At 35.8% G+C, this 14,996-nt stretch carries 12 protein-coding genes; 6 read left to right on the forward strand and 6 right to left on the reverse strand.

Annotation, left to right across the window (positions count from 1 at the left end; genetic code table 11):
• Positions 1-3 precede the first annotated feature (3 nt).
• Positions 4-1,104: a DUF4856 domain-containing protein gene (locus JKA74_RS12680; RefSeq protein ID WP_201431565.1), complete on the reverse strand. Its 1,101-nt coding sequence runs from the start codon at positions 1,102-1,104 to the stop codon at positions 4-6.
• 421 nt (positions 1,105-1,525) lie between these two features.
• Here JKA74_RS12680 and JKA74_RS12685 point away from each other — a divergent pair, with 421 nt between their 5' ends.
• Both JKA74_RS12685 and JKA74_RS12690 read left to right on the forward strand, forming a co-directional pair.
• The gene (locus tag JKA74_RS12685; RefSeq protein WP_201431566.1) at positions 1,526-2,578 is read left to right on the forward strand and encodes a hypothetical protein; all 1,053 of its coding nucleotides are present in this window, start codon (positions 1,526-1,528) and stop codon (positions 2,576-2,578) included.
• Between the two features lie 60 nt (positions 2,579-2,638).
• Positions 2,639-3,100, forward strand: a complete 462-nt coding sequence (locus JKA74_RS12690) for a hypothetical protein (RefSeq protein ID WP_201431567.1) — start codon at positions 2,639-2,641, stop codon at positions 3,098-3,100.
• Positions 3,101-3,405: 305 nt separating this feature from the next.
• Here the strand turns inward: JKA74_RS12690 and JKA74_RS12695 are convergent, their stop codons facing one another.
• Positions 3,406-3,567, reverse strand: a complete 162-nt coding sequence (locus JKA74_RS12695) for a hypothetical protein (protein ID WP_201431568.1) — start codon at positions 3,565-3,567, stop codon at positions 3,406-3,408.
• A 173-nt stretch (positions 3,568-3,740) separates the two neighbouring features.
• Here JKA74_RS12695 and fumC point away from each other — a divergent pair, with 173 nt between their 5' ends.
• From fumC to JKA74_RS12715, 4 genes are all read left to right on the forward strand, one after another.
• Positions 3,741-5,138, forward strand: coding sequence for a class II fumarate hydratase (gene fumC, locus JKA74_RS12700; RefSeq protein ID WP_201431569.1), 1,398 nt, complete (start codon positions 3,741-3,743; stop codon positions 5,136-5,138).
• A gap of 79 nt (positions 5,139-5,217) precedes the next feature.
• Complete coding sequence (locus JKA74_RS12705) at positions 5,218-5,856, forward strand: SPOR domain-containing protein (protein ID WP_201431570.1); 639 nt, start codon at positions 5,218-5,220, stop codon at positions 5,854-5,856.
• A 101-nt stretch (positions 5,857-5,957) separates the two neighbouring features.
• The gene (locus JKA74_RS12710) at positions 5,958-8,423 is read left to right on the forward strand and encodes a bifunctional UDP-N-acetylmuramoyl-tripeptide:D-alanyl-D-alanine ligase/alanine racemase (protein WP_201431571.1); all 2,466 of its coding nucleotides are present in this window, start codon (positions 5,958-5,960) and stop codon (positions 8,421-8,423) included.
• A 443-nt stretch (positions 8,424-8,866) separates the two neighbouring features.
• Positions 8,867-9,211, forward strand: a complete 345-nt coding sequence (locus tag JKA74_RS12715) for a hypothetical protein (RefSeq protein ID WP_201431572.1) — start codon at positions 8,867-8,869, stop codon at positions 9,209-9,211.
• A 51-nt stretch (positions 9,212-9,262) separates the two neighbouring features.
• On the opposite strand, the gene JKA74_RS12720 is transcribed toward JKA74_RS12715, so the two are convergent.
• From JKA74_RS12720 to JKA74_RS12735, 4 genes are all read right to left on the reverse strand, one after another.
• Positions 9,263-10,594, reverse strand: coding sequence for an ABC transporter permease (locus tag JKA74_RS12720; RefSeq protein ID WP_201431573.1), 1,332 nt, complete (start codon positions 10,592-10,594; stop codon positions 9,263-9,265).
• A 20-nt stretch (positions 10,595-10,614) separates the two neighbouring features.
• Entirely contained in the window at positions 10,615-11,547 is a 933-nt protein-coding gene (locus JKA74_RS12725) for an ABC transporter ATP-binding protein (protein ID WP_201431574.1), read from the reverse strand.
• A gap of 101 nt (positions 11,548-11,648) precedes the next feature.
• Positions 11,649-13,064: a GAF domain-containing protein gene (locus JKA74_RS12730; protein WP_201431575.1), complete on the reverse strand. Its 1,416-nt coding sequence runs from the start codon at positions 13,062-13,064 to the stop codon at positions 11,649-11,651.
• Positions 13,065-13,213: 149 nt separating this feature from the next.
• On the reverse strand, positions 13,214-14,995 hold the full coding sequence (locus JKA74_RS12735; RefSeq protein WP_201431683.1) for an ABC transporter ATP-binding protein: 1,782 nt from the start codon (positions 14,993-14,995) through the stop codon (positions 13,214-13,216).
• Between the last annotated feature and the right edge of the window lies 1 nt (position 14,996).

The following is a 14,996-nucleotide window of genomic DNA, read 5'->3' on the forward strand; positions in this document are numbered from 1 at the left end:
ATATTATAATTGATCTTCAACATCTTCGAAACCATAAGCACTAACTAAAGTAGCTTTAGCAGCATTGATATTCTCCTGGGTGATTTCATAGAAGTTGTCTCCTAACTCTTCTAAAACAGCCTCTACTTCAGTGTTGGTCAATTTTTTGCTTGGATTATATTTTATAGCATGAATAAATGCCCAGGCTTCAGATAAAGTATGGTTTCTTATTGCATCATCCGCAAAGTTTGCATTTGCTTCAGATAAATAATGTACCGCTGTTCCTGCAGCAACTTTTTCCCATTCAGCACGAATGATTTCAATTTGTTCATCTCTGGTATCCAAATCTTTATTGGAAATAGCAGCTCTTCCTTTAATGAAAGCATTCATGATATTTTCATTGGAATTTAAGACTTCATCTCTTCCATTGGTATATTTACCCCAAAAACGAATTCCGTCTGTGTTAGCAGGAAAATCAGTTGGTACTCCTAAATAACCAAATGCTTCATCCCAATGGTGTTCCATAGCTGTTCCTTTACCTGCTTCAACGGTTTCATTATCCACATCCATTTTAGAGGAAGCCAAATAAACAGATACCCCTTGAAAGTAAAAGCAAGATCCCATTAAACCTTTCTCGATTAACTGAATGTGCTCAAAGCCATTAGCATCAAAGAAATATTTTTTGTTGGCATCATTGGTAGAAGTCACTATTCCTGCTACGCCATTGCTTCCTTCACCACCATCTGCCTCAGCAGTTGCAGCGGCAAAATCCCTCATATAATTCCTGAAAAGCTGCTGATCAGCTTCCACAGTTTTGTTTTCCAATTCTTTGGAATCTGCTTCATTTAATTCAGCATTGTCAAAAGCATTATTCTCGTTGGAATACATGTCCCACATAGTTTGAGCCTCTAATACTTCCCCATTATTGGCTTTTTTCATATAAGCTGTTAGCTCCGTCAACATATCCAAACGCTGGATTTGTCCGGTATAACTTACATTTTCAAAGTTGTAAGTAGTTGGAACTTCATAATTATGGTCATCATTTTCAGCTGTATCGTCATTGTCACATGCTGTAAAGGCAAATGTCGCCAGAAATGCTAAGCCTAAAAGTTTTATTTTTTTCATTGGTGCAAAATTAGTATTTGTATTTAGATTGATTCTAATGATGGGGCAAAATTATATTTATTTAGATTGATTACAAACAAAAATCAAGATTTATTTAGATTAAATCTTATTAATTTTCCTACACTATTTTGAGGCTATCACTAAAGTGCAGATGGTACATCTATTAGTCTCTACCGAGCTAAGAACAGGAATGAGAAAGTTATTTGACATGATCGAAATTGAAAAAGGAAGTTTCCCGGATATTAAATCATAGTCTTAAAATAACAATATTTTAGACTCAATTGTGATGAGAAATAATCAAAAAATGTAAATTATATTAAAAACATACACCAATATCTAAAAAAAGACATAATTTTACGGACTAAAACCTAAAAGGTTACATTTGTTGCCTTTTTAATTGATTTTATTTAAAAAAAATTCCATGAAAAAAATTTTACTACTAATTGCGTTCGTAATTACGATCGCCAACCAATCTTTTGCACAAAGGTTGGACAAAGAAAAAGGCAGGTTGAAATATACTCAACTACCATTAACCCCTTTACCAGAGGACTTTACTCAATACTGGGTGAATATTGACTTGGGATATATTTTCCCCGGTGATAGTAAAACAGAAACTTTAAACAAGATAAAAAATGCTGCCTCTATTTCTCATCTTGAGAAAACAACAAATGAAGGAGTTGAGTTGCTGGTTCGTTTAGAGACATACTACAAAAGTGAAGTAGTATTTGGTACAGTTAAGAAAGATGAAAAAAGAGATGATAAATCAGTAACTGTAACTTATTATAATGTCACCTTTGATTACAAATACCCTTTATATTTTGAAATTAATCTTCCTGGTGAAGTGGATCCTTTAAATTCAGGATTCTCTAACAATTCTAACCAAATGGTTACTTATGAAAGTAAGTTATTTAAAACAAGTAAAGAAAGAAATGACTGGTGGAATGCTAACTATAGCACTTTACAAGGTAATTTAAGAACAGCACTTCTAAATGCGAATGTAAGTAAGCTTGGCAATTCTCTTGACAATCTTTATTCCTATAGTAAAAACAGTAATTACACTGAATTTGTAGCTGTTAAGAAGTTTAAAAAATTTGAGTACAATGACTTGGATCTAGCACTTGAAAAAGTAAAAGCAGCAATAGAGGAAATTTCAGAAAATGATATCGTTTTCAATGACAAATTTACGGCACTTATGGATGAGGCTATTGTCATTTGGAATAAAGCTTTAGAAGAAAGTGATCTTGAAAGTAAAAAAACAAGAATTAACAAAAAAGTAACTGAAGCTATTTATAACAACCTTTGCTTAACTTATGTACTTATGTCGGAATTTGAAAAAGCTGATGAAGTTATTAAGATAGCTCAAGAGACTATAGGTAAAAGAGCTATCGACTCCTATATTGAATCATTCTTAAATGATAGAAGAGCAAGATTTGAGGCAAATGAAGGTAGAATCCCTGCCTCATACGAGGGTTAATAACTGGAATTTATACAGAAACACAAATTAATATTATCAAAACAATTAAATTAAAGAAAAATGAGATTAGTAAAATTCACTCTATTTACAGCAGTTTTAGCAACCATATTCTCTTGTTCAGGAGTAGAAGAAGACAAACTTCCTGAAAATGTAATCAAAGATGATGGAGGTTTGGTAATAGAGTTAGAGTGGTCTACAGGAGGCTCTGTTAGCCAGGCACAAGCAGACGCTGATTTAGAATTGTTTTTGTTTAAAGGAGATACTGAAGTAGATGCTTCTGTAAACTACGCATCATTTGAGCAAGTAGAATTGAAAGATATCTATGCAGACGACAAGTATCTTATTACAGTAGAATATTATAGTGGAGAAGTAGCAGTAGATTATACAATATATGTAAGAGGTGAATCAACTTCTGAAAGTATTACTTACACTGGTTCTTTCTTATCCACAGATAAAGGTTTAATAGTTGAATACCTTGAGATTGAGAAATCTGGTGATGAATACGCTATAACCGATTTATAATAAAAAATTTACTTTCGTTTTAATAAGAGGTCATTTTAATGGCCTCTTTTTTTGTGCTAATTTTTACAACTATTAATTTGAGTGAATAGAACTTCGGAGACAACTACATAAAATCAGATGCACGCTTCTATAAATTAATTATCCTGAAACTAGTTCAGGTTTTATACAAGATCCCACTTAGTAGATTTCAATTTTATAATAGATGCAATACAGCTGTATTTAATGCGCATTTATGAAAAAAAGAAGAAAACAGAGGTTTAACAAATCGATTTTGAGAAGGGATTAAAATGGTTGTAGGCGATTTCTCACTGATTGGAAACAAAATACATATCAGGATTGGTGATCTCCTGCTTAGTAAGTACGCTTTGCTTTTCCCCTTTTTTTATTTGGTTGCAAATGCTGATAGAAACGATACAAAAAAACATTCCGAATACGCTCATTGCCAACCTTCTATATAATCTATTCATAGGCTAAATTGTTGATTCTCAACAAAAGTAGATGAATTAATTTTAATTATATAATTTTTATCATACTTTTTTTAATTATTTAATGGGTCTCGTCTACGATTTTGGTTTAATTATCTTAATAATATCCCCGAATAATTGTAATTTTGCGCTATTCAACGAAAAAAGAGATTCTAATGGATTATAGAATAGAAAAAGATACAATGGGTGAAGTAAAGGTTCCTGCAGATAAATACTGGGGGGCTCAAACTGAGAGAAGTAGAAATAATTTTAAAATTGGCCCTGAGGCAAGTATGCCGTTGGAGATCATTCATGGTTTTGCTTACTTGAAAAAAGCTGCTGCTCAAACTAATTTTGAGCTGGGCGTATTGAACGAAGAGAAAAATAACCTTATTTCCAGGGTTTGCGATGAAATTTTGGACAACCAACACAATGATCAATTTCCTCTTGTAATTTGGCAAACCGGTTCTGGCACACAATCCAATATGAATGTGAATGAGGTAATAGCCAACAGAGCACAAATTTTAGCAGGTAAAAAATATGATGATGAGAAGGTTGTGCATCCAAATGATGACGTAAATAAATCACAATCTTCTAATGATACCTTTCCTACAGGAATGCACATTGCCGGTTATAAAATGGTAATGGAAACAACCATTCCGGGAGTGGAGAAATTAAGAGATATTCTTTTACAGAAATCCAGGGCCTTTGATAAAGTGGTAAAAATAGGCAGAACCCACTTAATGGATGCCACACCACTTACTTTAGGGCAAGAGTTTTCCGGATATGTTTCCCAACTTAACCACGGAATTAAAGCACTAAAAAACACTTTGGAACACTTGTCAGAATTAGCGCTGGGAGGAACTGCCGTAGGAACAGGCATCAACACCCCTGAAGGTTATTCAGAGTTAGTGGCCAAAAATATCGCCAAATTCTCAGGCTTGCCTTTCATAACTGCCGAAAATAAATTTGAAGCATTGGCAGCACATGATGCTATTATAGAAACACATGGTGCCTTAAAACAACTGGCTGTTTCTCTTAATAAAATTGCGAATGATATTAGAATGCTGGCTTCGGGTCCAAGATCAGGAATAGGCGAAATCAACATCCCTGCCAATGAACCAGGCTCATCCATTATGCCCGGAAAAGTTAATCCTACCCAGTGCGAAGCATTAACCATGGTGTGTGCACAAGTGATGGGAAATGATGTAGCCATCACCATTGGTGGTACACAAGGTCATTATGAATTGAACGTATTCAAACCCATGATGGCAGCTAATTTTCTCCAGTCAGCAAAACTTTTAGGAGATGCTTGTGTTTCCTTTACTGACAATTGCGCTGTTGGTATTGAACCCAACTACCCCAGAATCCAAGAGCATTTAGATAATTCCCTGATGTTGGTAACAGCTTTAAATACTAAAATAGGGTATGAGAAAGCGGCTAAAATAGCAAAAACAGCTCATGAAAATGGCACCAGGCTGAAAGATGAAGCTATCAATTTGGGCTTTTTAACGGCCGAGGAATTTGACCAGTGGGTGAAACCTGAAGAAATGACTGGCAGTTTAAAAAACTAAAAATGGTATTATTTGCCTTTGTGGCAGTAATTTTTGTACTTTAGTCTAAATTATTTTGAAATTATTCAATTATCACCATATGAAAACTAAAATCAGCTTAGTAATCTTTGCCATATTTTTCGCTTTTGCTTTGCCTTCTTATTCACAGATGAGTAAAAAAGAAAGGAAAGAATGGAAGAAAAGAGCCAAAGAATTAAAAAACAATCCAGAGGAATTAAAAGCTTTGGAAGAAGAAAATGAAAGCTTAAAAAGCTCGGTGGCAAGTTTAAATTCACAGTTGGAAAACGTGAAAGCACAACTAGCTGATAAAAACGCACAAATAAGTGCTGCCCAGGCGGAAGCCCAGGAAGCCAAAGCTATGGCCCAGGCCGCAACTGAACGCGCTCAGGAAATGAGCAACCAACCACAGAAAAACCCGGAAGCACTTGATGAAAGTGGCACTTGGTTCAAAGTACAGGTAGGCGCTTTTGAAAACATTGACATGTCAGAGTACTTTAAAAACAATCCTAACTTTAGTGGTGAAACAACTGAAGAAGGGTTTCAAAGAATTACTTTGGGTAGGTTCAGAGATTATTGGGAAGCCGATAAATTCAAAAAAGTATTAAGGAAAATGGGCGTTAAGGAAGCCTGGATAGTGCCTTATAAAGAAGGTACCCGAGTTCCATTAAAAGAAGTTTTGGAAAATTTACCAGCCAAACCGCAATCTGCCGGCAAATAACATTCTACTAATTTCAGGAGTTGATCCCTTTTTCGACTCCTGAAATTTTTCATAATATTTCAGGTTTTATCAAGTTACTTAATAGGACTCCTTTTCTTGCTATGAAACCTCTTTTCTCCTCATTAAAAAAAATTACCCCCGGAACTGATCTTCAGCTCTATGAAGACCACAGTATACTTGATATCTTTCTTGATAGCAGAAATGTACCTGCACACCGTAACAGTCTCTTTTTTGCGATAAGTGGCGCTCACCATGATGGCCATCAATTTATTGAAACGCTTTACCAGGAAGGGGTCAGGAATTTTGTAGTGGAAAAAAAGATCAATCTGGAGAGAATACCACAAGCCAATGTTTTTCTGGCAGATAGTAGTATCTCCGTGCTTCAGGCTTTATCAGGCAAGAAAAGACAATATTTTGAAGGTAAGATCATTGCTATCACAGGCAGCAATGGAAAAACAATTACCAAAGAGTGGCTTGGCCAACTGATGGATCCTTTTTTTGCAGTATACAGAAGTCCGAGAAGCTTCAACTCTCAAATAGGTGTACCCCTTTCTTTATGGCCTCTTAGCGACTACCAGGATTATGGCATTATCGAAGCTGGTATTTCGAAAGTAGGTGAAATGGAAAGGTTACAGGAAACTATTCGTCCTGATATTGGAATATTCACTAACATTGGCACAGCACATGACGAAGGATTTTCAAGTCTTGAGGAGAAAGCCATTCAAAAGGCCCAATTGTTCAAAGGCAGCACGACTATTATCTATTGCAAAGATTATCCTGAAATAGCCCATGCCTTGCATAGTTTACCTGATATAATCAATAAAAATTTAATAGGATGGTCTTTTGAAGACAACTCTGCTGGATATTATGTGGAAACAGAGAAAAACAAACAAGGAATTGCCATCAGAGTGCCATTTCGAGAGAAATTCCATATTTTCGATGTTCCTTTTACCGATTCTGCCTCTCTTGAAAATATCGTTCATTGTCTATTTTTATTATTGAATGAGGGTATTCCAACAAAATTAATTCAAAACTCACTACGGGAACTAAAACCTGTAGCAATGAGACTGGAAGTAAAACAAGCAATTCACCAAACTTATTTGGTGGATGATTCCTATAACAATGACTTAGTGGGTTTGGATACAGCAATCCAATTTTTTAGGCAGCAAAAACAATTTAAAAACCGGGTAATTATATTGTCGGACATGCTAGAATCAGGCCTTGAGGATCACTTGCTCTATCATGAAGTGGCAGATAAAATTCATAGGGAATCACTTGATTTATTTATTGGGGTAGGCAAATCAATTTCAGCTCAAAATGAGTTCTTTCCGGAAAAATCAATATTCTTTGATACAACAGAAGATTTGATCTTATATTTAAGAGACAACCCATTGAGGGAATCCGTAGTATTGATCAAAGGTGCCCGATCTTTTCATTTTGAGAATATAGTAAAAGAGCTTGAATTAAAAATTCATGGTACTGTACTTGAAATTAACCTGAATGCCATCACTCATAACCTTAATTTTTATAGAGCAAAGCTCAAACCAAGAGTAAAAACAATGGCCATGGTAAAAGCATTTGCCTATGGGAGCGGGAGCCATGAAATAGCCAATTGGTTACAATATCAGAAGGTTGATTATTTAGCAGTAGCATATGCTGATGAGGGCGTGACATTGAGACGCCATGGAATCTATCTGCCCATTATGGTAATGAATCCAGGCTTACTGTCATTTGAGTTATTAGCACAATATGATCTAGAACCAGAATTATACAGCATTGAAATATTTCAGGAGTATGCCAACTTTATCAGAGGAAAAGGCCTCCCCTCAAAAGTTCACATCAAATTAGACACGGGTATGCACCGGCTAGGGTTTGAGCAGCATGAAATGACCCAATTGTTTGAATTGTTAAGGAACAACCCGCTGATTAAGGTCGCTTCTATTTTTAGCCATTTAGTAGGTTCTGATGAGGCCATACATAATGGTTTTTCTGCCAAACAAGCCTTTGCTTTCAAAAAGATGTCTGAAGAGCTAATTAATGTACTCAACTACCGTCCTATTTTGCATCTTTTAAACAGTCCTGGTATTTCCCGTTTTCCAGATTTTCAGTTTGACATGGTTAGATTAGGAGTAGGTTTGCATGGTGTGGATGCCACTCAGCTACACCAGGATCGGCTACTCTCTGTCTCTGTATTAAAGACTGTGATTTCTCAGGTGAAGAATGTTAAGCAGGGAGAAACTATTGGGTATTCCAGAAAAGGTGTTGCTGAAAAAAATATTAAAATTGCTACCATTGCTATAGGTTATGCAGATGGTTTTGATCGTAAATTTAGTAACGGAGTAGGCAAAGTAAGTATAAAAGGACAACTCGCAGCTGTTATTGGAAATGTAAGTATGGACATGTGCATGGTTGACATAACCGACATTGATTGCAAAGCAGGTGATGAGGTAATTATTTTTGGTAAAAGCCCCACTTTGTTGGAATTGGCAAAATCCATTGATACCATTCCATATGAAATACTGACCAATGTAAGCGACAGGGTGAAAAGAGTATTCTACTCGGAATAGGCCCAATTAAAACCCCTTCTATTTAATCTTACAGATAAAGAGGTCTTCACTATTTAACAACACATCTTGCCTTATCGGCTTAATTGAAAAAATCATCAACTAATATAAATTTTTCTATTGTTCTTATTTTCATACAAATTAAATAGCTAAAAGTGCTATACCAAACGAGCCTCAAACCTAAATATACCTAAATGTAGGTATTGAAATAAAGGAAAAATAGCCTCAATTTTAAGTATGAAGTATTCTATGATTTTTCTCTTGATATTAATGTGGTGGAAGCCTCAACAACTTCCCAGCAAAACCCTTCTTACTATTGAGGAAAAACCACTCAATTTAAAAAGCCAAACTTCCCTTACAATATCTACCCCAGACAAGAAAAATTATACCAAAACAATTATAACCCTTAGAAAAATGCGCCATATAAACAAAAGACAAAAAGGATTATGATTACTTATACACAAAATTTGACAGAAAAATTAAAAGGCAAATGGAAATGCAAGGGATATGATGAAAATGATTCTAAAATTACTGATTTCGAGGTATTCCATTTAGTTTTCTCTGAAAATATGGTATCATGCCTCCCTCGGGAAAATAGTTTTTGGCCTCGTATGTGCATTTATGAAGCTATTGGAACAAAAAATGGCGGCTATTTCTTTAGGGAAGATGGTTGTTTTTTTCAGGTGAAAAATGTTAGTGAGTATTTCCTCCATATAGAGCTCAACTTAAAAATAAACGAGGATGGAAGAATCAATAAATATTTATTCTATTTTGAAATGGAGAAAGAATAATCAACCAACTTAACTGTCTGATTATCTCTTTCCCCATATTTGTTATTTTAATTAAGAATTAGTCCTCATCCACTTGAACAAGGTTTTGAAATTCACTTTTGTACCATGCATTAATATTCCTATTCTATAAATCCTGCCGGCTATCCAGATAGTTGCCAGAAAGCCCACTACCATTAAAACCATACTTAGGATTAGCTCCCAGGTAGGCACTCCAAAAGCAACTCTGGCCATCATGGCAATTGGTGAAGTAAAAGGAATAATTGATAACCAGAAACTGACATTCCCGTCTGGTTCCGGCATTACAAACATAAAGGTTCCAAAGAAACCTATAATCATAGGCAAGGTAATAGGCAAGGTAAATTGCTGTGCATCAGATACGTTATCAACAGCAGAACCCACAGCCGCAAATAATGCCCCATATAACAAATATCCGCTGACGAAGAAAAATATAAATACAGATAAATAGTATACATAAGGAATGTCATAAACTATTTGCATCATTTGGTTCACTTCTGGATTGTTCATGATTGCTTCCACAGATTCCTGATCAGCCCCGTTCATTCCAGACATCGTTTGTTGAGCAGATTGCATATCGGCCGGATTTAAACCAAAGATGGTTAATACCGCAGTGGAAAGCACAAAAATCAAGACTACCCAAATCGTAAACTGTAATAAACCTACAGAAGCCACACCTATAACTTTGCCCAACATCAATTGGAATGGCTTTACAGAAGAAACAATAATTTCAACAATTTTACTTGATTTCTCCTCTATCACTCCCTGCATGATCTGGTTTCCATAAATCAATACAAATAGATAAACCAATAAACTAAAAGCATAGGCAATTCCGTATGCTACTCCGGCACTACTTGCTTTTTCTTCCCCACTTTCGGAAATATTCACTGCACGCAAGGAAATATTTGTTTTTAAATCGGCCAATTGATCCTCGCTAATGCCGGATGCCTGTAATTTCTTATCTCTAATGTGAGACTCTATCTTGTTTTCAAAATAGGAACTTGCCTGAAGACTTGGATTTTTCTTGGCATAAAGTACCATTCCTTGAGGGTCTTTCAAGTCCATTTTTGGCAAGTAAAGCAATGCATAAGCTTCACTTTCGTTAAAGGTAGTTTTTGCGGACTCCAAGTCAGTGTTTAAACTTGTAAATGCATACTTTTTGTCATCCTCCAATTCGAAATCATTTCCCTCATCTACCACATATACTATTTGCTGCTCTGCATTTTTTTGCTCTTCAATAGCAAAATATACCATCACACCAATAACAGCAGGAAAAAGCAAGGGCACTAAAATAGTTGCTAAAAGAAAGCTTTTCTTTTTTACCCTGCTCTCAAATTCCCTTTTTATAACTAAACCTATTTTACTCATTTTCAGATAGTTTAAATTGCTTACGCTACGATTTCATTTTCAACATTATTCCCTTGCACCAACTTGATGAAAATATCACTAATGGAGGGGATTTCTTCCTGAAAGGATACAATATTAACAGACTGGTCCATTAATGACCTCAACAAATCATTGGCCGAAGTATCTTCAGCAAGTTTAATTTTGGAGACACTCACTCCGTCTGGTCTTTTATTGGAAGAGAGCAAATCAAACTGCTCATTAGCAGTAATAATGTTGCCGGTATAGGCGACTTCAAAAATATGTGATTTGAACTGCTCCTTAATGGCTACTTTTTCACCATCCAGTATTTTTTCCGCTTTATTAATCAGTGCTATATGGTCGCACAATTCCTCCACGGATTCCATTCGGTGCGTACTGAAAATGATTGTACTTCCCTTTTCCCTCAGTGCCAGGATTTCATCTTTGATCAAATTAGCATTAATAGGATCGAAGCCTGAAAAAGGCTCATCCAAGATAATTAATTCAGGTTCATGCATGACAGTAGCAATAAATTGCACCTTCTGTTGCATTCCTTTTGAAAGACCTTCCACTTTTTTATTGATCCAATCCGTAGCTTCAAATCTCTCCAGCCATGCTTTAATGCGGATTTTTGCTTCTTTTTTGGTGAGTCCTTTCAGCTGTGCCAAATATAAAAGCTGGTCTCCCACCTTCATTTTCTTGTATAAGCCTCTTTCCTCAGGAAGGTAGCCAATGGTACCAATATGCTCGGGAGCCAATGGTTGCTCATTAATAAAAATATTACCGGAATCAGAATTGATAATTTGATTAACAATTCGTATAAATGTACTCTTCCCTGCCCCGTTAGGTCCTAGTAAACCAAAAATGGATTGTTTGGGTATCTCCAGGTCCAAATCACGAAGTGCTACATTTTTATGAAAAGTTTTATTGAGTTTATTTGCGCTAAGTATATTCACTGTAAATAAATTTTAATTTCAAAAATAGCTGATATAGATTATATATTTCAATATTTTACTTAAAAGGTACTATTTTTATATAACATAGGCTTAACCAAAGCCTATTCTTTTAAAATAGCCAACTCCTTAAGAAGTTGCTTTTCTCTTTCTTCAATAATATTTTTTTCGGACTCCACCTTATCCAATTGTTGTCTTAATTCCTGCTCTTGCCTTTCTTGTTGCTCCTGAGTAGCCTGTAACTCTTCCATGTTTTGACGCATTTCTTCCTCCTGGGAACGTAATTGTTCTGACTGTTCCTGCATTTCACTCAACAAATGCTTTGTTTTCTCATTGATTTTGAAACTATTGAGGGTCATGGCTATGTTTTCTCCCAGTTCCATCATAAAATCTATTTGGTACTGGGGAATTTCCTGGAACGAAGCAATTTCAAATATTCCATATACTTCCTCATTCACAATCATTGGAGTAATTAAGATAGACCTGGGATTGGCATCACCCAAACCACTTTTAATACTAATGAAGTTTTCAGGTACATCTGTAAGATAAATAAAATTCTTTTCCAGGTAACATTGGCCAACCAATCCCTGACCTGAATCCACTCTTCTGTTGAGGTGTTTTTTCCTATTGAATGCATACGCGGCTTTCAAGGACAAATGTAAATCATCAGGGTTCTCACCTTCCAACAAGAATAAAGCTCCCTGGCTTGCCTTAAGGTATTTTACCATATGAGAGACAATCTTTTCCGTAAGTATCTTCAGGTCATTTTCCCCTCTTAGCAAACCTCCTATTTCGGCTAAGCCTGTGGTTGCCCAAACACGCTTTTTTTCTTCTTCCTGAGCTTTTTCCAGCTCTGTGAGAGAATTTTTTAATGCTTCTTCCTTCTCCGCGGCTTTTTGATTCTCTGCTTCTATATTTTTAACCAGAAGTGACACCTTATTGAACTGCCTTTGGTTAAGCCTCTGAAGAAAAACGATCAGAAAAGCCCCTAAAAATATGGCACCAAATAATACCGTATTTCTTGCCCATGGTTCTTGAAAAGATTTATTTTCATAAACAACATCAATGTAATTGTTCAAAGAATCTATCAATATAATCGGCAATAGAGCAATAATAAAGGCTGGCAACCAGTATTGCACCCTCTTGAAATCAAAAACTGTAAAGGGCACCAAAACAGCCACAAACTGAAAAGTATAAATCTCCTTTAAAGGCACCTCATTATTTTGAATTATAGCGGCATGCAATATACCTACCACTATTGCCGGTAAAGTAGCAATAAGAAAACGTGCAAGCACATTGAACCCCATTTTGGCCACTACTAAATTTAGTATATAAAGCCCTAAGCCTACAAAACAATACTTGAGTAATTCAGGAAGTATAAAAGCAGATATGATAGAATATGCAAGCATTAGAATGATAAGAGCAATAGTAAGAATATTGCCCAGGGTTACTTTCATCTTGATGTCATCACCCATTTCTTCCTTAATTCCCAAAGAAGCCAACTTTGTAAAAATGTTCATTTAACAGGGGTTTAAAAAGTAAATATATCAATAATAAACAGACAACCTAAATGATCAATTAGTACCCGTTTTTTTGAAAAACTTACAATAATTTGAAAAAAATATTTTATAATGGAGAAATGGGTTTGAATAGAGCTCAAAAAACAAGGCTAACCGGAAACCTCTTTATACTGCATATTGTACAGCTGCGTATAAAAACCTTCTTTGGCAAGTAATTGGTCATGTGTGCCGACTTCTTTTATTTCACCCTTGTCCATCACCATTATTTTATTAGCTTTTTTAATGGTAGAAAGCCTGTGAGCAATGACAATACTGGTACGGCCCTTCATCATTTTTTCGATGGCAGACTGGATCATTTCCTCCGTTTCCGTATCCACGGAAGAAGTAGCTTCATCCAGAACAATAATTTTTGGATTATACACCATCGCTCGCACAAAGGAAATCAGCTGCCGCTGTCCAACAGAAAGTGTAGCTCCGCGCTCCATCACATTGTAATGATAGGCATCGGGGAGCCTCTCAATAAATTTTCTGGCACCCACCATTTCCGCTGCTTCTTTTACTTGCTGAAGGCTGATGTTAGGATTGCCTAATGTTATATTATAAAGAATAGTATCTGAAAAAAGAAAAACATCCTGCAGTACCACTCCAATATTTGATCTCAGATGATCCAGGTCATACTCCTTGATATCTACACCATCAAGGCTAATATTACCTGTTTGAATATCATAAAACCTACTCAATAAATTGATGACAGATGACTTACCGGCCCCGGTTGCTCCTACTAAAGCAACGGTTTCTCCTCTCTTTACTTCAAAGGATATGTTTTTTAATACTTTTTCATCCTCATTATAGGCAAAATGAACATTTTTGAAAGAGACATCACCATGCACCTCATGAGGTTTATATGATCCATTATTGGGGATATATTCCTTGTTGTCCAGCAAATTGAGGATTCTGGAAGAGCTTACAATTCCCATTTGGAGGGTATTGAATCTATCAGCGATTAGCCTGATAGGGCGAAAAAACATTTGAATGTAAAGAATAAAAGCAATAAGCATCCCTAGGGTGATGCCACTTTCCGCTTGATTAATCACTCCTTTTGAGCCGTACCACACCAGCAACCCAATACCTGTTGCCTGTATTACCTCAGCAACGGGGAAATAAACAGAATAATACAATACAGAGCGAATATTGGCCTTTTTATGTTCATTATTAATTTTCTTAAAAGCTTCATATTCCCGTTTCTCAGCAGTAAATATTTGTACAATGGCCATGCCTGTTACGTGTTCCTGCACAAAAGAATTCAGGTTAGATACAGCATTCCTTACTTCATTAAAAGCCACTTTTACTTTTTCTTTAAAAATATAGGTACTAAGAAAAAGCAATGGAAGTGTTGCGAGAGAAACCAATGTCAACTTCCAGCTCATCGCAAACATCATGATCAGAATAAACAATATTTGCAAAATATCCCCTATCATGCCTGCCAGCCCCTGACTGAACACATCCGAAAGTGTTTCCACATCAGAAACGTTACGTGTCACCAATCTACCAATAGGTGTTTTATCGAAAAATTTTAACCTTAAGCTCAGAAGGTGGCGATAAAGCTTGAGCCTGATATCCCTAATAATATACTGGCCAAGCCAGCCTGAAATATAGGTATGCCCATACTGTACTATAGCTTGCATTATTAATAAACCCACCAAAATAAAAGTCATGGAAACCAAGCCTTGAAAATCATTTTGTGCAATGGGTTGATCTATTGCTTTTTGGATAACGAAAGGTCTTAAAGGAGCCAGTACAGCTAAAGCCAGGGTGAGAAACACCAAGAAATAAAATCTGCGATTGTAGGGTTTTACAAATTGATACAGCCGCTTTAACACATTAGTATCAATAATATTACCGCTTTTTATATCTTCTTTCTTCACTTTAATT

Origin of the sequence: Marivirga aurantiaca (assembly GCF_016679925.1) — a bacterium.
GTDB classification, from domain to species: Bacteria; Bacteroidota; Bacteroidia; order Cytophagales; family Cyclobacteriaceae; genus Marivirga; species Marivirga aurantiaca.